This window comes from Pontibacter brevis, from assembly GCF_054779655.1.
Genome location: NZ_BAAGXV010000025.1, coordinates 39,094 through 57,727, shown reverse-complemented (window position 1 = coordinate 57,727; position 18,634 = coordinate 39,094). Strand labels below are relative to the sequence as shown.

Sequence of the window (18,634 nt, the reverse complement as noted above, 5' to 3'; positions counted from 1 at the left end):
GAAAAAGCATTTCAGTTTTCACCCTTAGCCCAAAGCCTATGGCAAGCACTACCAAATCGCCCACTGCCACCGCTGGCAGTATGAAAGTAACCAAATCCAGCACCACCTCTAAAACAAGCAAGACTAAAGCAAAACCTAAAGCAACAGACACCACTACCCGCAAGATTTTCGTGCTGGACACTTCTGTTATCCTGTACGACCATAGCGCCATCCAGAACTTCCAAGAACACGATGTGGCCATTCCCATCACCGTACTGGAGGAGCTGGACAACTTCAAAAAGGGCAATGACATTAAGAACTTTGAAGCCAGAGAATTTATCCGCTTCATTGACAAATTGTCTGCCGAGCACAGACTGCAGGAATGGCTCCCTTTGAACGGCAAAAACAAGGGCTATTTTAAAGTCCTGATGGATGAGTCGTCTGAAATTGATGCCCTGGCCATTTTCGGGGATAAAAACGACCACCGCATTCTGAATGCTGCCTTATCCCTGAAACAGGAGAAGCCGGATAACAAAATTGTGCTGGTAACAAAAGACATTAACCTGCGGCTGAAAGCGCGGGCTCTCAATATCACTGCCGAAGACTATGAGACAGGTAAGATACAGGATGTAGCCGGGCTTTATACTGGCAATGATACCATTGAAGACGTCTCTTCAACTGTTATAAACGAACTGTATGAGAAAGGCGCGTGTGAGCCTGACAAAGCGCTGGAGCATGCTCCTACTGACAACCATTACTTTATCCTGAAGAGCTTTAAAAACTCTATTTTAGCTTTTTATAACGCCGCAGAAAAGAAGATGGAGCGGGTGGACAAGTTCACTGCATTTGGCGTGAAACCCCGCAACGCAGAACAGGCCTTTGCCATCCATGCCCTGCTGAACCCGAACATCAAGCTTGTAACCATACAGGGAGTAGCGGGTACAGGCAAGACCCTGCTGGCACTTGCTTCTGCCATTGAGCAGCGCCGGGAGTACAAACAGATTTACCTTGCCCGCCCTGTGGTGCCGTTAAGCAACAAGGACATCGGCTACCTGCCCGGCGACATCAAATCAAAGCTTAACCCATACATGGAGCCCCTGTGGGATAACCTGAAGTACATTCAGAACCAATTCTCCGAAACAAGTAAGGAATACCAGAAGATACGGGACATGGTGGATCTGGAGAAGCTGATGATAACGCCGCTGGCTTATATTCGGGGACGCAGTTTGTCAAACATCGTTTTTATTGTAGACGAGGCGCAAAACCTCACCCCGCACGAAGTGAAGACCATTATTTCGAGAGCGGGCGAAAATACGAAAATTGTGTTCACCGGGGATGTTTACCAGATAGACACGCCTTACCTTGACTCCCAGAGTAATGGCCTCTCCTACCTGATAGACCGTGCCAAGAACCACCCGCTCTATGCGCACATCACGCTGCTGAAAGGAGAACGGTCAGAACTGGCCAACCTGGCAAACGAGCTGTTGTAGCCGGTTTTTTATCATTAACAGAAAGCCCTGCGTTCACATTAATGCAGGGCTTTCTGTTTCCTGATTTAACCAACAAGCTCTGGAAGAGGCCGAACCTTTCGGGACCTGCAAAAGACTGGAAACAGTTCCTCCTCTTCCTGATAGATTGTTTGCTTCTTAATACTTGCTTTATGCCCTACTGCCTTTTAACGCCGTTATTGGTGTTTTCACCAACAACGGCAAATGACAACACCAACAGCGGCAATAAACAGGACAAAATGAGAATTAGAGAAACACTAAAAAAACATTTTCCTCCTGTTACTTTGTTTGCTTTAGGTACCTGGTTTGTAATATATTCATGTGGTGCAACTCATGTGCTGCTATAACATGTATAAGGCCGCGCAAAGACATTTTCCGTCCATTCGCAACGCCATAGTTATCCATTATCCCAGAGGTAAAACTGCGGAACATCGCCATGTTTGAACGCCTTGTCAGTTCATACTCGTCGAGCAGGCTTTCGAGGGAGCGGATGTTGGCAAAGGAGTTGTAGACATATTTCCCTTCGTCCCAACCAGGCAATGAAGCTTCCTCTCCCCGGCTGAAGCATAGCGCACGGTAGCCGAAGATACGCTCCGAATCAATGAGGTGCTGCAATAGTTCCTTCATCGTCCATTTTCCCTCGGCATAAGCTTCTTCTGCTCGTTCATCCGAAATGTTCCTGAACATATAACGCAGGTCAGCTGCCTGCTTCTCCAGTATATAAAAAATATCCCTCTCTGGCAGAAGGCTCATGTACCCCTGGTAGTAATCCGGGTATTCTGCTACAGTAGGCCTGTTAATCGCAATCCTCATGTGCTTGTCTACTTCAACTCTTTCTTCTTACTGCTATTCAAAAGTAATGTTTTCAGGCCCAGCAGTCCTTTTTCCGCCTCATCCTGCTTTTTATACGTCTTCAGCATGCAATGGAGCCTTTCCCAGGGTTTGTTCCCATAGGAAGCATGCTGTTGCCAGACAAGCTCCGTACCTCCCGTTACTGCTGCCAGGGTAAAGGAGCCTTCCAGTCTGCTGGTGTCATCGTCGCCGGTTTCGAGGTAGAGGAGCGTATTAGGGCTGATGCTTTCAGTAAAGACAACCTGCCTGTTTCCCACCTTATCTCCGCTCCACTGCATACGGGCTCCAGTACCCGTCATAGGCCCCCCGTAAAGGTAAATCATGCTGGGGTCAGCCTGCTTGTTCACCCCAGTCCATTTTTCCCATTCCATCGGGTTGTTCAGGTGGGCATATACTTCTTCGAGAGGGGCAGACAGGACGATGCTTTGCCGCACCTCCAACTGCGTTGGAAGTAAATATGAAGCACCAGCCAAAGCCGCTGTTAAAACTAGCAGCGATAAAAACACGATCGTGAGCAGCTTCATAAAGAAACTAAATTTAAATGTTTCCGAACTTTCTAATAGGGAGGAGTAAATTAACCCAATTTAAAGGAGCTTTTATATAGGAACCAAGCAATATTGTATATATTTTTTTCGTCATGGCGCATCCTCTGGCAGCAGGTCTGGTAACCGAGGCAGCCTTAATGGCACTACTCACGTAGAGTGTAAATAAATTTATTCAAAACCAACAATAAAACATATGCTGAACGACTGGATACATAAAGGATTGAAGTACTCACAGAACCCGATTTTTAAAAGAATCCTGGGCAAGTCCGGCCGGCTGCTTGGGAAACCGGCAAAGATAGGGTTACTTCTAACCTCTGCCTATGGCAAATTAGTGGACGTAGACAGTAATAAAAATGGCTTTGAACAACTTAAAGAATTTATGTTCACGTTTATCCGGCTGGTAAAATCTTACATCAACGGGGAGTACCGTAATGTGTCCAGCAAATCCTTACTGATTGGCGTAGCTGTGCTGCTATACCTGGTCACCCCTATTGATATTATACCAGACTTTATACCTGTAATCGGTTTATTGGACGACTTAAGCCTGATGGCGTGGTTTATAGATGCCTTCCAGACTGAAATTATTAAGTTCAGACAGTGGGAAGCGGATACTAACTTCGATCATACCCGTATCGGCTCTCTATAAGTTGCCAGATAAAAAAGATGGAAGCAACCCTTCTGCGGGCAACGCTACCTGCTGAAGATAAAAGGCGGTCCCCTGCACCAGGGGTTGCCTTTTTTTACCCTTAGAGGGATAAAGCGACAGAGAGCATCCGGTTCAGTTTTAACAAAGTAAAGCCCGTTCTTGTCAGAAGACACTCCCAGCAGGCTTTTAACGCGCAAAATCTCCCTGTGAGCCCCCTGTTTTTATGGCACAGGAGGCTTTAATTAAATTTTAAAATAGAAATTCTAAACTATAGCACTAATTATTCGTTTCTCAAGGTTAAAGAATAATTATAAAACCAAAATAACACTATGGAAAATTCAGCAAAAGATTTGAAAGACAAAGCAGATAGAGTAAACCCGGAGCATAACGAAGGACCAGTGGCAGCAGCCATTGAGAAATATACTTCTAAATTACCATCAGATATCTTCTTGTGGGCTGCATTGGGTTCCATGGCTGTTTCTGCAACACTGAAAATTCTGAAGAAGGATGAAGAAGCGCTATTCGTAGGACAGTGGGCTCCATCGTTTTTACTGTTAGGTAACTACAATAAGATGATCAAGCTGGCTGGTTACGAAAGAGATAAATAAGCACATCAAAAGATCTAAAAGAAAAAAAGAGGTAGCATTTGCTTACCTCTTTTTTTATGTCCTGTCCCTCCCATCCGCGCAGCATAACTCACCCCGATTTATCATTTTCCAGAGCCAGCACCCGCTTTTCACTGCCAGCCAGTGTACCCTGGAAATAAAAAATTACCTGCACTCTGTGATGCTTTTACAGAATTAAACCTACCTTTGCCGACCGAATGAACATTCAATTGAAATAAATCCGGGATGGAACCCATAGCAGATAAGAAAAAAGCTATTTTAGAAAGCACTTTAGAGCTGGTGAAGGAGAACGGTTTCCATGGCACACCGATGAGTATGGTCGCCAAAGAAGCCGGTGTGGCCGCAGGCACGATTTACCATTACTTTGACAGCAAGGAGCGCCTGATCTGTGAGCTGTACAGCTATGTGAAGCAGCAAACCATAGAGGCTGTGCAATCGGGGGACAATGAGGCCCTCCCGTACCAGGAGCGGTTCTTCACCTTCTGGATGAGCCTGTACAACTTTTATATCAGGAAACCGAATGTGCTGCGCTTCTTTGAGCAGTTTGTAAACTCTCCTTACATCACGAAAATGGCAGAGGCAAGACAGGATGAGTTTCACAAACTAATGTATCGCTTCTTTGAAGTCGGCATTGCGCAAGGGTGCCTCCGGCCAGTAAACCCGGAAATTCTAGGGGTGCTGACGCATGGCAGCATTATCTCCACGGCAAAGGTGTACAGGCATGGCAAAATCACCCTTGAAGAGGAAGAGCTGAGACAAATTATTCAGATCCTGTGGGATGGTATGTCGGTACGTTAAACTTTTGCATCTTTGGCAGTTATAAGAAACCGCCACAATGAAAACAAACAACCATCTGTTTGATCTGTTTTAAACAATGTTTAAACACACGCCACATATTAAACTATGAAAAAATCTTCTACAAAAGGCTTTCCTGGGCCAGGACCGCTACACATCCAGGCGCTCTGTTTACCTGAATCTGACATTATACTTTACCGCATCTTTTCATGAATTTGACATCAAGACTAAAGCCTTTGCTGCTGGGGTGCCTGCTCTACCCCACTCTCCTGCTGGCACAAGGCAATACGGCAGCGGATACCACACCGCAGGCCCTCACGCTGCAGGAGTGTATAGATTTTGCTTTACAGAACAGAGCAGCAGTAGAACAGGCTGTGTTGGACGAAGCCATCGGGGAAAGGGAGATAAAAGCAGAGCTTGCAGGCTGGTTTCCGCAGGTATCCGTTGGATATGGCGGCACCAAAAACCTGAAGCTACAGCAACAGCCTTTTGGAGACCAGGTTATCACCCTGGGCAGAAACTATACCTCTAATGTGCTGCTACAGGCAAACCAGACGATATTCAGTAGCCAGCTACTACTTGCCTCCCGTGCAGCGCGCTTCACGAGGCAGCAGCTGGACCTGAACACCACCAACACAAAAATCAATACGGTGGTAGTGGTAAGTAAGGCATTTTACGATGTGCTGCTGACGATGGAACAAATCAGAATACTGAACGAGAACGTGGCCCGCCAGGAAAGGCAATACAACGATGCACGCAGCCGGTTTGAAGTAGGCCTTGTCGATAAAACGGATTACCAGCGCGCTTCTATTACACTTGCCAATATCCGCAGCGACCGGAACAGGGCGCAGCAGGCCATTGCGGCCAAGGAGGCTTACCTGAAACAGCTCATGGGCCTGCCAGTGGAGTCTGAAATCCAACTCAATTTTGACTATGCGACCATGCAGCAGGCAGTGCTGGTGGACACCACAGAGATAATTGATTTTGCTAACCGCGTGGAGCTGCAGCAGCTACAGGCACAGCAGCAACTGCTGCACCTGAACACCAGTTTCCATAAGTGGAATTTCCTGCCTACGGCATCAGCCTTTATCAACTACAACTCGCTCTATTTCAGCAATCAGCTGTCTGACCTTTACAACCAGGCTTTTCCTACATCGGCAGTGGGGCTGCAGATTGCCTTACCCCTTTTTCAGGGCGGCAGAAGGCTGCAGAACATAAAGGCTGCCCAACTGGAGGAGCAGCGCCTTGAGGTGGAGGCAGAAAACACCCGCAGAGTAATCAATACGGAATACCAGACTGCTTTAGCTAATTACAAAAGCGATTATTACGAGTGGTTAACACTCCGAAATAACCTGGAGGCAGCCCAGGAAGTGTACGACATCATCCAGTTGCAGTACGAAGAAGGCATAAAAGCTTACATAGAACTGGTAGTGGCAGAGACAGACCTCAGATCCACCCAGCTGAACTACTACAATGCCCTTTACAATGTGCTCTCCAGCAAGCTAGACTACCAGAGAGCATTAGGTAACATAGACATAATCAGATAAAAACAGCAACCTCTATCATAATGAAAAGGAATTCACCATGGCTATTGGCTGCCATTTTCGGGCCGCTGGTGCTTGTATCATGTGGTGGCGAAGCCCCACAGCAACAGAACCCTGCAGCCGCCGCTGTACCTGTCAACACATACAAAGTAACAGAAGAAAGCGTAACAGGCACCGACACCTACCCCGGCACTGTTGTGCCCCTGCAGGAGGTGGAGCTTCGTCCGCAGGTATCCGGATATATCACCAACTACTATGTACAGGATGGCCAGCGCGTAACAAAAGGTCAGAAACTTTATGAGATAGACAGGACCAAATACCAGTCGACCTACCAGCAGGCACAGGCAAACCTGCAGAGTGCGCGGGCAAACCTGGCCAGGGTGCAGAAAGATCTGGAACGCTATGAAAGGCTGGCCGAGCGTGAAGCCATAGCCCGGCAGCAGGTAGATTACGCCCGCACGGATGTGGAGACAGCCCGCGCGCAGGTAGCCGCGGCAGAGGCCCAGGTAAGAAGTGCTGCCACTGACCTGGGTTATTCCACCATCACGGCTCCTTTTGATGGAACCATCGGGATTTCGCAGGTAAGAGTAGGTGCGCAGGTATCGCCGGGGCAGCCCCTCCTGAACACGATTTCCTCTACTGACCCCATTGCCGTCGACTTTGTGATAAATCAGCAGGAAATAGGCCGCTTTAACCTGCTGATGCAAGGGCAGCAGCCGGATTCCCTGTTCACGATCATGCTTAACAACCAGACAGAATACCCTTATCCTGGGAAAATTATCGCCATCGACCGCGCCATTGGCCGCCAGACAGGCACCACCACTGTCCGTTTGCAGTTCCCGAACAGGGACCGCACCCTGATACCCGGCATGAGCGTGACCGTGCGCGTCCTGAACCAGGACATCGGCGAGCAACTGGTTATTCCTTTCCGGGCAGTAACAGAGCAGTTGGGAGAGTATTATGTGTATGTGGTGCAGGGGGATTCTGTTAACCAGCAGAACGTAACGCTGGGCACCCGGTTCGGAACAGATGTGGTCGTGCGCGAAGGCCTGGAGCAGGGCAATACCATTGTTGTAGAGGGCATCCAGCGGTTGCGCCAGGGTGCAAAAATACAAACGGGTGCTCCTGAAACACCTCAAGCTGCTGCCACCAGATAATCTTAGTCTAGAAATACTTTCGTCAGAAACATGATATCAGATGTATTTATAAAAAGGCCCGTCACCTCCATCGTCATCTCCATTGTGATCGTGCTGGTGGGTGTGCTGGCCATGATGAACCTGCCTGTTACACAATACCCGGATATTTCCCCTCCTGTGGTGTCCGTGTCGGCCATCTATACCGGTGCCGATGCGCAGACGGTAGAGCAAACAGTGGCTACCCCTGTGGAAACACAGATTAACGGTACACCGGGTATGTCCTACATTACCTCCACCAACACCAGCAATGGCCAGATGAACATGAGTGTGACCTTCGAAGTGGGCACCGACATTGACATTGCCACGCTGGATGTTCAAAACCGTGCCAGTATTGCAGAGCCCAGCCTACCAGAGGAAGTAAGGCGCTTGGGGGTAACAGTACGCAAGCGAAACCCCAGTATCATGATGGTGGTGGGCATTTTCTCGCCGAACGGCACACACAATATTGAGTACCTGGACAACTACACGAACATCTTCGTGCGAGACGCTCTCTTGCGTGTGAACGGTGTAGGAGACATCAATGCACTGGGGCAGGATTTCAGTATGCGCGTCTGGCTGAAACCAGACATGCTCGCCCAGTACAGCATCAGTGCCCGTGAAGTAACCGGTGCCATACAGGAGCAAAACCTGCAGGTAGCCGCCGGTACGGTGGGTGCCAAGCCGCAGTACGATACACAGGCGTTTCAGTATCCCATCACGGTGACCGGCCGCCTGGCTACCCAGGAAGAATTTGAAAACATCGTGGTGCGCACCAACCCAACCGATGGTTCTATTGTGTACCTGCGCGATGTAGCCAGGATTGAGTTTGGCAGGTTTGACTACGGAAGATCCGCTACCATCAACGGTAAGCCTTCAGCCATCCTGCTGATGTACCAGGCTCCTGGAAGTAATGCACTGGAAACAGCCGAAGGTGTGTACGCCACGCTTGCAGACCTGAAGGCCTCCTTCCCTGCCGACGTAGATTATGTGGTATCTTTCGAGACGGTGTCTGTGGTGCAGGTGTCTATCAATGAGGTTGTACATACACTCATAGAGGCACTCATCCTCGTAATCATTGTGGTCTTCCTGTTCCTGCAAAGCTGGCGGGCCACGCTAATACCTATTTTGGCCATTCCGGTTTCTATTATTGGCACGTTCGTTTTCTTTATTCCACTAGGGTTCACCATCAACACGCTCACCTTGTTTGGTTTCGTACTGGCCATTGGTATTGTGGTGGACGACGCCATTGTGGTGGTGGAAGCGGTGCAGCACTATATTGACCATGAGAAAATATCAGCCAAAGAGGCAACCCGTAAGGCCATGAAAGATATCACGGCGCCGGTTATTGCCATTGCGCTTATCCTGGCGGCTGTATTTATCCCGGTGGGCTTTATTCCGGGTATAGTGGGCCGGCTGTACCAGCAGTTCGCCATCACCATTGCCATCTCGGTTCTTATCTCGGCTTTTGTGGCACTTACGCTTACCCCGGCTTTGTGCTCGATGATGCTCAAGCCAATGAACGTAAACAAGAATTCACGAGGACTGAACAAGTTCTTTTACAAGTTTAACAACTGGTTTGCCAGAACAACAGAATCTTATTCAGGTGGCGTGCGCAGAGGTATTAAAGCTGCCCCACTCGTACTGGTGCTTCTGGTATGTTTGTATGTGGGTACGGTTGGCTTGTTTGCCACGAAGCCAACAGGCTTTATCCCGACAGAAGACGAAGGACGTGTGTTTGTGTCGATTGAATTACCGGAGGGTTCCTCCGCCACCAGAACAGAAGCTGTACTGGCCGAAATGGGTAAGATTATGGCCGATATCCCTGCCATCAAAAATTATACAGCTATTGGCGGCCTGAATGCTATTAACTTTTCCTTTAAATCAAACAGCGGTACCATTTTCGTGCAGCTGCACCCCTGGTCCGAAAGAGAGAATGAAGAAGAGCAGCTAGCCGGCGTAATGGCCACCCTGAACCAGCGGCTTGCTGTCATGAAAGAAGCAAACGTGGTGGTGGTAGCTCCACCAGCCATCCCGGGACTTGGTAACTCGGGTGGTTTCAGCTTTATGCTGGAACAACGCGCCGGAGGTGGCGACCTGAAGCAGTTTGAAGCGGTACTTGGTCAGTTTATCGGAGCAGTAAACCAGCGCCCGGAAATTGCCAGGGCTTACAGTTTCTTCAACACCCGCACACCAGGCTACCATGTGGAGGTAAACCGGGAAAAGGCGAAACAACTGGGAGTAAACATTGCAGACATCTATGCGACCATGTCTTCGCTGATGGGCAGCCGCTATGTGAACGACTTCACCCGCTACGGCCGGAACTTCCGCGTAGTAGCACAGGCTGACACCGCTTACCGCATGGACATCCAGAGCCTGAACCAATATTACGTGATGAACGGGCAGGGCGAATCTGTGCCACTAAGCGCACTGGTAACTCACAAAGTGGTGGAGAATGCAGCCGTGATATCGCACTACAACCTGTTCCGCTCTGCGGAGGTAATGGGTTCCGCAGCACCCGGTTACAGCAGTGGCCAGGCTTTAACGGCCCTGGAGGAAGTGGCTGCAGAGGTACTGCCAGCAGGTTATGGATACGATTTCTCCGGCCTTAGCCGCGAAGAACTGGCCGCGGGAAACAGTACCGTTTACATCTTCTCGCTTTCTATTATACTGGTGCTTTTGCTCCTGGCTGCGCTTTATGAAAGCTGGTCGGTGCCGTTCTCTATCCTGTTTGCCATTCCGCTGGGGATGTTTGGCGCCATCCTGGCCCTGACGCTCCTGCCAAGGCTGGATAACAACGTGTATGCCCAGATTGGTATGATTACCCTGATCGGCCTGGCTGCTAAAAATGCCATTCTGATAGTCGAGTTTGCCAAGGAGCGTGTAGACCGCGGAATGGAGCTGGTTGAGGCTACCATTGAAGCCGTGAAGCTGCGCCTTCGCCCCATTATCATGACCTCCCTGGCCTTTATACTGGGGGTGGTTCCGCTTGCAATGGCCACCGGTGCCGGAGCCGTCTCTCGCCAGACAATCGGTTGGGTTGTCATCGGGGGTATGCTGGCGGCAACCTTCCTTGCTATTTTTGTGGTGCCGGTGCTGTACGTCATCATTACAAGAGTGGCCTATGGCAGAAAAGGGCTTGCCAGGCTGCGTGAGAACTACAGGCCGGAAGAGGACGAAGGCGGAGATCCGGCTTATGTCAACCCGCACGCTTAATTTAGAACCTCCTTATTACAAAACAAGAAGCCCCGGCCACTCCAGCCGGGGCTTCTTGTTTGCATTGCGTGGCTGAAGCCACAGTTTAGTAGGTCCGGGCCGGGCTTATAATTAATATATAACATAAGCTATAAATATATTGGCTAACAATACCATCTCTGCTATATTTGAGTTTTTATATTTTAATCATTCCTAACAGAACAAGCCTATGAAAGCAACATTACTTTTTGTTTTATCCTGCCTTATCTCCTGGCAACTGGTACAGGCACAGGACATAGTGATCAAACGGACGGGTGAAAAAGTAGAGGCAAAAGTACTGGAGATTTCCAATACCGAAATCAGGTACAAACTCTTCAGAAACCAGCAGGGGCCTACTTATGTGGTTCCTAAAGTTGATGTGGCAATAATCCAGTATGAGGATAAAACAAGTGAGGTTTTTGAACTGACTGACCTTGCACTGGCAAAAGCTACAGCATCCACTAAATCAGACCCCTTGCTTGCAAGAGTACCCACTGTTTCCACTGCCTCGGCGGTGCAGCTTTATAACCAGGGCCAGACAGACGCCATCACGTATTATGACGGCTATAAGTCTGCTGGTACAGCCGTACTGATCACAAGCTTGCTATCGCCTTTGGTGGCAATTGTGCCTGCCATCGGCACCTCTTCCACTCCTCCTAAAACGCATAACCTCGATGCTCCGGATATACAGCTTTTGCAGCAGCCGGATTATGCCTCAGGTTATCGCAAGAGTGCCCGTAAGATCAAATCAGGCAAGGTATGGAAAAACTGGGGAATCGGCTTAGGAGCCAACCTGATTGCCATCCTGCTCATCAGCAACAGCTAAACCATGGCAGATTCAAAAGCCTTTTCCAATACAGCAGAGTATTTTTAATGCCTCTCTTTCGCCCAAAGCTGCTTACTTCCTGTAACGGAAAAAGAAAATCATTTTTAAAAATAAATTTTTATATAGCTATAGACTTATTATTGGAAATATCATACATTAGAACCAAATTATCACAGCCATTTAACCAAAAGCCATTCAGCCGTATGAAAAATTTTTTTCTTCCTTTAGTCTTGTTTCTCTCTTCGCTGCAGGTAATGCAGGCGCAGGACGTTATTACCAAAAAAACCGGTGAAAGCCTGAAGGCAAAGGTGCTGGAAATAACTCTTGATGAAGTAAAATACAAGCATTTCGAGAGGCTGGAGGGCCCAACCTACACCTTAGCCAAAGCGGAAATACTTCTGATTCAGTACGAAGACAACACAAAGGAAACCTTTGATACAGAAAGCAGCGTGCAACAGGAGCAAACCGCAATAGTTGCAGCGCCCGCAAGGTTAGCCACCAGCGCTAACCTGTATGCACAGGGCCAGCAGGATGCCGGTGTTTACTACGATGGCTACAAAGGAGCCCGCACCGGTACCCTTGTTACCAGCCTCCTCTCACCGCTAGTGGGGCTTATACCAGCCATTGCCTGCTCTAGTACCCCGCCAAAAGATAAAAACCTGGATTTCCCCAGCCACGAGCTAATGAGTAACCCAGACTATAGAAACGGCTATGTGCAGCGCTCCCGCAAAATTAAGTCCGGCAAAGTATGGTCTTACTGGGGCGTTGGACTGGGCGTCAACCTCGCGTTGGTGCTTATGATGGCACAGTAAAAGAAGATGTGTTGAAAACAGAATAAAAAGCCCTTGCCAGAAAGCAGGGGCTTTTTGATTGGTATCACAGCAGGAACAACTACTGTCCTTTCCCCCGCATTTGCTTTTCCATCGCATCCCACATCTCCTGCGGTATCTGGTCGAAGGAGTTGAACTCGCCGGCGCCGTGCAGCCACTCACCTCCATCTATTGTCACCACCTCTCCATTAACGAAAGCGGCATAGTCTGACACGAGGTAAGCCGCCAGGTTAGCCAGCTCCTGGTGCTCTCCAAAACGGCCTACCGGAATGCGCTTCACCGGGTCCAGCTTATCTGCCAGCTGCTTCGGGAAAAGGCGGGTCCAGGCCCCTTCTGTCGGGAAAGGGCCCGGGGCGACAGCATTAGAGCGGATGCCGTATTTGGCCCACTCTGATGCCAGCGAACGCGTTAAGGCCAGTACGCCTGCCTTGGCGCAGGCAGAAGGGACCACATAGCCGGAGCCGGTCCAGGCATAAGTGGTCACAATATTCAGAATGGCAGCTTCCTGCTTTTGCTCTATCCAGTGCTTGCCCAGGGCAAGTGTGCAGTTGTAGCTGCCTTTCAGCACAATGTCCGTAATCACGTCAAAAGCTTTGTGGCTCAGGCGCTCGGTAGGGCTAACAAAATTACCTGCCGCATTATTTACCAGCACATCAATTTTCCCGAATTCATTCAGAGCAAGCTGCAGCATAGCCTCAATCTCATTGTACTTGCGCACATCACAGGCAACAGGTAAGATCCGGCCTCCTGTCTCCTGCCCCAGTTCTTTAGCCGTTTGCTCCAGCACCTCCATTTTCCGGCTGCAGATAATGGCATTGGCACCAAGTTCTAAAAAATATTTTACCATAGAGCGGCCCAGTCCCGTACCACCACCTGTAACAAGTATGGTTTTGCCTTTCAGGGCTCCTTCTTTTAACATAGGTTCTGCTTTCAGCATAGTTTTATTCGTATAAGGGTTAAAGCGGAAGAAAAGCTGCCGCTGAGAGATGGATATAAAGATAACAATAGCTCTGAATTTGAATAGAAAAGTATCAATAATATAGAAAGCGCATATTTTATGGACAAAGAAAGATTGAAAGAAGAACTGAAGCAGACAATAGATGGCCTGTTGATGAAAAGTGATGTGGAAGCACCTTTCGAGTTTTTTTACAGGGAGCTTGAAGAGGACGAGGAGTTTTCGACAGATAAACTAACGGAATGGACTGGAGAAGCTGTAGGCATGGACGTGAAGACATGGGAGCTGGACGAGTTTTTCCAGGAAATGGGCGGTGTTTCGGCAGACGCCAGAAACAAGGGTGAGACAAACGAAAAGCGTTACCAGATGCTGAAATCCAAGCTGAACGAGCTTTTAGAGGACGTAAAAGTATATATGATAACAGAAATCGGGAGCCAGGTTTTCATCATCGGCAAAACAGAAAACGGTGACTATGCCGGCCTGCGTACCATGGTAGTGCATGATGAATCTTCTGTCGATTAAACCGCAGGCAGCCCTCTTTTATAAATTTATCTAAACAAATTCAATAATGGTCCTGCACCAGTTTGCCGGCGGCAATAATGCCGCTGAGGCAGACGCCTACAATGCCCTGCCCCGGATACACGGTGTCGCCGCAAAGATAGGCGCCCCTGTGGTCGAGGCGGGCATCTTTCATTTGCCAGGGCTTTATGTGGCGGTACTGCGGGTAGCCGCCAACAGCACCATACGCGCGCCGGGTCCAGAATATCCAGGCTCCGGGGGTGGCTGACTGCTGATACGCAATGTTCTCTTTATGTATCAGCCCCTGCTTTACCAGGGCATTTACGATAGCAGTTTCAATTACAGCTTTGTCCTTTATCACTTTTTGCTCAGGATGCTGCACATGCGTACTGATGCTGGCAACCACCCCTCCTGCTGGTGCCCGGTGGTTGTCTCTCGGATGGCTGAAGCTTATAAAAATGCTTTTACTGCCGATAAAAGGAAGCCCTTCCGGCACATGCACCTGGTGATGCAGTACCTCCGGCGCATCCCGCTCCTTCAGCACAAGCCCCATGGTAAAGGCTCCATTGAGCATTTCGGATGGCATCACATATTTTTGTAGCCGCTGCCGTGTCTTCTTATCTTCAAACAGCTGCAGGGTATTGTTCAGCGGCACACCACTGATAACGAACCTGCTTTTAAAACTGCCTTTGTTTGTCTCTGTCACGTACCCGTTTTTCTCCACTGTAACCCGCTGCACCTGTTGCCCATACAGCACCTCAGATCCTTGCTGGGTAATATACGTGACCACGGATTTAATCAAGTTGATGAGCCCACCAGGCACATAGTAGTTGCTGTACAGGGTATAGCAGAGCGCTGTCGCCCCGAATAGCTGATTCACTTCTTCCAGTTTATTCTGAGCCGTTATCAGCAGCTGATCATTTACAAAGTCCACGAAAAGCTTGTGCTGCAGCAGATCGTAATGGCGCAGCATGTTCTCCATTGTCCGGAAAGCGCCCGGCAGGAGCTGTAGTTGAGAGGGACGTGCACGGACAGCTGACAATAGAACGTCCTGGAGGCTGGAGTAAGGAAAGCTGCGTTGCTGCAGCGATGTGCGCCATACCTGCTGGCTTATTTTGTTACAGTGCTCCCAGAAAGGCCGCTGGTTCTGTTTGCCAAACACCCGCTCCGCTTCCAAAATCCACTCTTCCAAGTTCCCGTACCGTGTCAGTATTTCCCCGTTGGGCAGGTGTACCTGCATTGGCGGCTCGAGTCGAAGCAAAGGAAACGTGATGCCAGTTTTTTGCAGCAGATAACGCAGGGGCATGTGTTCATCCAGCCCCACAAGCGTCGTAGCACCCGTCTCAAACCAGTAGCCCTTTCGCTTGAAAGAGGAAGAACTGCCTCCAGGATACTTCGCCTGCTCCAGCACCCCTACCTTCAGTCCCCGCTTTGCCAGCAGCGCAGCCGCTGAAAGCGAGCCAAACCCGGAGCCAATTAGCACGACATCATAGTTCATTTATGCTTTACTTTACACAGTACATGTTCTGGCTGCATCGTTCTGTTAAACAACATGCGCCGGAATTTGTTGTAAGCAATTCTACCACACGAAAAAAGGCTCCAGGAATGGGAAACAAGGATGAAATAAGCATTATGGGCTGCGGCTGGCTGGGACTGCCACTGGCAGAGCGCTTAGTGAATGCAGGTTATAAAGTTAAAGGTTCCACTACTACACCTGAGAAGCTGGAGCTGCTGCAGCAAAAAGGCATTCGTCCTTACCTGCTCCACCTGCAGGATGAAAACCTGGACCGGGAGGCGCTGAAGGATTTTCTACAGACACAGGTGCTGGTACTGAACATTCCGCCGCACCTGCGCTCAGACGGTGGTGAAGGCTATCTGCAGCAAATGCGCCTCCTCCTTGAATCCTTGTCCGGTACCCCCGTCAGCCGTATTCTGTTTGTCTCTTCCACCTCGGTTTACCTCGACCTGAACAGGGTAGTCACCGAAGAAGACATCATCTTCACAGAAGAGCAGCAGCCGGATAACATGTTGCTGCAAGCTGAAAAACTGTTTCAGGAAAATGACGGCTGGTTAACCACTGTCCTGCGTTTTGGTGGTTTGGTGGGAGGAAACCGGAAACCCGGCCGCTTCCTGGCTGGAAAGAAACATGTACCGAACGGTGATGCACCTGTTAACCTGATACACCTGGAGGATTGCCTTGCGCTTTTGCACCGGGTTGTGGAAGAAAACAAGTGGGGACAGGTGTATCATGCCTGCGCCGACAAGCACCCGCTGCGCAAAGCGTTTTATAAACAGGCAGCCCTGGCTCTTGGCCTTACCCCACCCGAGTTTGATGACATGCAGGAAACGCAGTTTAAGATCATCAACAGCCAGAAAATAAAAGATGCTTTCGCTTATAACTTCCTTCACCCCGACCCAATGCACTTCTTTTAGTATCTTTGCAGTTCATGAATGGTTGTTGTTGGTGGCTTGCTCATAGCTTGATGTGAAAGGAAAGATTTCAAGTTCACCCGAATTTAGCTAAGGCACATTGCTTTATTCAAACCATCAGCAATGACAAAAACCCACCTAAATAAAAACATCAACAACTAACAACCTCTATCAGCCATGTCTTACACAGTAGCAGTAATAGGCGGCGGCGCTGCCGGTTTTTTTGGAGCGGTCACCTGTGCCCAAACAAATCCTGGCGCCAGGGTGCTGCTGCTGGAAAAGTCAGGCAAAGTACTTTCCAAGGTGCGGGTATCCGGTGGAGGGCGCTGCAATGTTACACACCATTGCTTTGTACCAAGCCTCTTGTCACAGCACTACCCACGGGGTGCACGCCAACTGAAAGAGGCCTTTAAGACATTCGGGGCACAGGAAACTGTCGATTGGTTTTCTCAGCGGGGTGTGCAGCTCAAGACAGAAGCAGACGGCCGCATGTTCCCGGTCACGGATAATTCGGAAACGATAATCAATTGCCTCCTGCAGGAAGCAAAACGGTTAGGCGTGGAAATAAGAACCGGGGCAGGCGTAGAGAGTATTGTGCCTGAAGAAACGGTTTCAGGGCAGCCACAGTTTACACTGAAGCTCAGCACTGGTACAAGCATTAAAGCTGACAGGGTCTTGGTTTGTACAGGGGGTAATCCAAAATCTACGGGGTATGAATGGCTGCGGGCGCTGGGCCATAAAATACTGGAACCGGTACCTTCTCTCTTCACTTTCAACGTACCGTCCTCCCCTTTAAAAGAATTACAGGGCGTGTCGGTGCCGAGAGCAAAAGTGCGCGTGGCTGGTCAGAAACTGGAGTACGATGGACCATTGCTCATCACGCATTGGGGCTACAGTGGTCCAGCGGTCCTGAAGCTGTCGGCCTGGGGTGCCCGCCTATTCTATGAGCAGCAATATACCTTCACCGCCCTCATTAACTGGATTCCGGATTATACGGAAGAAAGCCTGCGGGAACACTTGCAGGCCTACCGCCAGGCGCACCCCAAAAAGGTAGTAAGCACAAACCCCTTGTTCGGTCTGCCGCAGCGCCTCTGGAAGGCGCTGTCAAACATAGCCGATGTGCCAGCTGACATCCGTTGGGGTGAATTACCGGGCAAAAACACAAATAAACTGGTGGAGGCACTCCTGCGTGTGGCGGTGGAAGTGAAAGGGAAAACTACCTTTAAAGAAGAATTCGTTACCTGCGGCGGTGTGGACTTAAGTTCTGTGAACATGAAGACAATGGAAAGCCGTGTGCAACCGGGGCTTTACTTTGCAGGAGAAGTGCTGGACATAGACGGAATCACAGGCGGCTTTAACTTCCAGGCTGCCTGGACCACTGGTTATCTGGCAGGCAAAGCCATGGCCGCCGCGTTGGTGGAACCGGCATCTTCTTCGTGACGTGGCAACTATTTTAGTTCAATATCAGTACATCTGCATATTAGCAACTAAAATCATAAAACTATGAAGATAGATAAGGAAGTACAATCAACCATTCATCACCTGATAGAAAGATGCAAGGACGGTGCGAAAGGTTATAAGACAGCATCAGAAGATATTGAAGATAAAGACCTGAAAGATTTATTCAGGAAATATGCCGTGCAGCGTGACAGCATGATTACGGAGCTGCAGGACCAGTTGCACAAGATGGGAGCAACAGACGATGAGTCCAGCTCTATTGAGGGTACCATTCACCGTGCCTGGATCGACATTAAGTCTGCTCTTACGGCGAAAGACAGAGTACGTGTACTGGAAGAGTGTGAGCGAGGTGAGGATTATGCGGTAAAAGCTTATAAGGAAGCCCTCGACAAAAACCTGCCAGGTGAGCTGAAACCAATTGTACAGCAGCAGTACGAGGATGTGAAAAGCGCGCACGACCACATCCGCACCTTGCGCGATACCGCCAGAGACAACAAATAAAAATTCTGAATTTATAACAGGAAAAGGAGCTTCGGCTCCTTTTTTTGTGTCCCATGCGCTTCACCAGACAGCAAGTCAGTTTGCTATTTGTATAGACATCAGTAATTGATGCGCCTTACATTTTGCTAAGCTACAGACAGATTCCTTTTCTGGGAAGAATTAAGATTGGGTGTAAGATGTATGTAAGGTAACAGATCTCATGGCGCATTATTCA

The 18,634-nt window shown here is 49.2% G+C and carries 17 protein-coding genes; 13 read left to right on the top strand and 4 right to left on the bottom strand.

Annotated features, from left to right (window positions below; all coding sequences use genetic code 11):
• The first annotated feature begins 80 nt into the window (after positions 1 to 80).
• Positions 81 to 1,469, top strand: coding sequence for a PhoH family protein (locus tag ACYVB1_RS06875; protein ID WP_460922376.1), 1,389 nt, complete (start codon positions 81 to 83; stop codon positions 1,467 to 1,469).
• A 297-nt stretch (positions 1,470 to 1,766) separates the two neighbouring features.
• Here the strand turns inward: ACYVB1_RS06875 and ACYVB1_RS06870 are convergent, their stop codons facing one another.
• Together ACYVB1_RS06870 and ACYVB1_RS06865 are read right to left on the bottom strand one after the other, a co-directional pair.
• A complete protein-coding gene (locus ACYVB1_RS06870; protein WP_460922044.1) occupies positions 1,767 to 2,300 on the bottom strand; it encodes a DinB family protein in 534 nt (177 codons plus the stop codon).
• An 8-nt stretch (positions 2,301 to 2,308) separates the two neighbouring features.
• Complete coding sequence (locus ACYVB1_RS06865) at positions 2,309 to 2,863, bottom strand: SRPBCC family protein (RefSeq protein ID WP_460922042.1); 555 nt, start codon at positions 2,861 to 2,863, stop codon at positions 2,309 to 2,311.
• 214 nt (positions 2,864 to 3,077) lie between these two features.
• Here ACYVB1_RS06865 and ACYVB1_RS06860 point away from each other — a divergent pair, with 214 nt between their 5' ends.
• From ACYVB1_RS06860 to ACYVB1_RS06825, 8 genes are all read left to right on the top strand, one after another.
• Complete coding sequence (locus ACYVB1_RS06860; protein WP_460922040.1) at positions 3,078 to 3,530, top strand: YkvA family protein; 453 nt, start codon at positions 3,078 to 3,080, stop codon at positions 3,528 to 3,530.
• 329 nt (positions 3,531 to 3,859) lie between these two features.
• The gene (locus ACYVB1_RS06855; RefSeq protein ID WP_460922038.1) at positions 3,860 to 4,138 is read left to right on the top strand and encodes a hypothetical protein; all 279 of its coding nucleotides are present in this window, start codon (positions 3,860 to 3,862) and stop codon (positions 4,136 to 4,138) included.
• A gap of 243 nt (positions 4,139 to 4,381) precedes the next feature.
• Positions 4,382 to 4,954 (top strand): TetR/AcrR family transcriptional regulator, encoded by a 573-nt coding sequence (locus ACYVB1_RS06850; protein ID WP_460922036.1) that lies wholly within the window; start codon positions 4,382 to 4,384, stop codon positions 4,952 to 4,954.
• A 206-nt stretch (positions 4,955 to 5,160) separates the two neighbouring features.
• The gene (locus tag ACYVB1_RS06845; protein WP_460922034.1) at positions 5,161 to 6,498 is read left to right on the top strand and encodes a TolC family protein; all 1,338 of its coding nucleotides are present in this window, start codon (positions 5,161 to 5,163) and stop codon (positions 6,496 to 6,498) included.
• A gap of 20 nt (positions 6,499 to 6,518) precedes the next feature.
• Entirely contained in the window at positions 6,519 to 7,652 is a 1,134-nt protein-coding gene (locus tag ACYVB1_RS06840) for an efflux RND transporter periplasmic adaptor subunit (protein ID WP_460922032.1), read from the top strand.
• Between the two features lie 30 nt (positions 7,653 to 7,682).
• Complete coding sequence (locus tag ACYVB1_RS06835) at positions 7,683 to 10,883, top strand: efflux RND transporter permease subunit (RefSeq protein ID WP_460922030.1); 3,201 nt, start codon at positions 7,683 to 7,685, stop codon at positions 10,881 to 10,883.
• A 208-nt stretch (positions 10,884 to 11,091) separates the two neighbouring features.
• Entirely contained in the window at positions 11,092 to 11,727 is a 636-nt protein-coding gene (locus tag ACYVB1_RS06830) for a hypothetical protein (RefSeq protein ID WP_460922028.1), read from the top strand.
• A 203-nt stretch (positions 11,728 to 11,930) separates the two neighbouring features.
• On the top strand, positions 11,931 to 12,539 hold the full coding sequence (locus ACYVB1_RS06825; protein ID WP_460922026.1) for a hypothetical protein: 609 nt from the start codon (positions 11,931 to 11,933) through the stop codon (positions 12,537 to 12,539).
• Between the two features lie 79 nt (positions 12,540 to 12,618).
• Here ACYVB1_RS06825 and ACYVB1_RS06820 read toward each other — a convergent pair whose 3' ends face one another.
• Positions 12,619 to 13,494 (bottom strand): SDR family oxidoreductase, encoded by an 876-nt coding sequence (locus tag ACYVB1_RS06820; RefSeq protein ID WP_460922024.1) that lies wholly within the window; start codon positions 13,492 to 13,494, stop codon positions 12,619 to 12,621.
• 120 nt (positions 13,495 to 13,614) lie between these two features.
• Between ACYVB1_RS06820 and ACYVB1_RS06815 the strand changes: the two genes are divergently transcribed.
• Positions 13,615 to 14,034 carry a nuclease A inhibitor family protein gene (locus ACYVB1_RS06815; protein ID WP_460922022.1) on the top strand — a complete coding sequence of 140 codons (420 nt, stop codon included), beginning with the start codon at positions 13,615 to 13,617 and terminating at the stop codon, positions 14,032 to 14,034.
• A gap of 40 nt (positions 14,035 to 14,074) precedes the next feature.
• Here the strand turns inward: ACYVB1_RS06815 and ACYVB1_RS06810 are convergent, their stop codons facing one another.
• Complete coding sequence (locus ACYVB1_RS06810; RefSeq protein WP_460922020.1) at positions 14,075 to 15,529, bottom strand: phytoene desaturase family protein; 1,455 nt, start codon at positions 15,527 to 15,529, stop codon at positions 14,075 to 14,077.
• 107 nt (positions 15,530 to 15,636) lie between these two features.
• Between ACYVB1_RS06810 and ACYVB1_RS06805 the strand changes: the two genes are divergently transcribed.
• From ACYVB1_RS06805 to ACYVB1_RS06795, 3 genes are all read left to right on the top strand, one after another.
• On the top strand, positions 15,637 to 16,464 hold the full coding sequence (locus ACYVB1_RS06805; RefSeq protein WP_460922018.1) for an SDR family oxidoreductase: 828 nt from the start codon (positions 15,637 to 15,639) through the stop codon (positions 16,462 to 16,464).
• 174 nt (positions 16,465 to 16,638) lie between these two features.
• Positions 16,639 to 17,901, top strand: coding sequence for a BaiN/RdsA family NAD(P)/FAD-dependent oxidoreductase (locus tag ACYVB1_RS06800; protein ID WP_460922016.1), 1,263 nt, complete (start codon positions 16,639 to 16,641; stop codon positions 17,899 to 17,901).
• Between the two features lie 63 nt (positions 17,902 to 17,964).
• A complete protein-coding gene (locus ACYVB1_RS06795; RefSeq protein WP_460922014.1) occupies positions 17,965 to 18,420 on the top strand; it encodes a ferritin-like domain-containing protein in 456 nt (151 codons plus the stop codon).
• Positions 18,421 to 18,634: the final 214 nt, after the last annotated feature.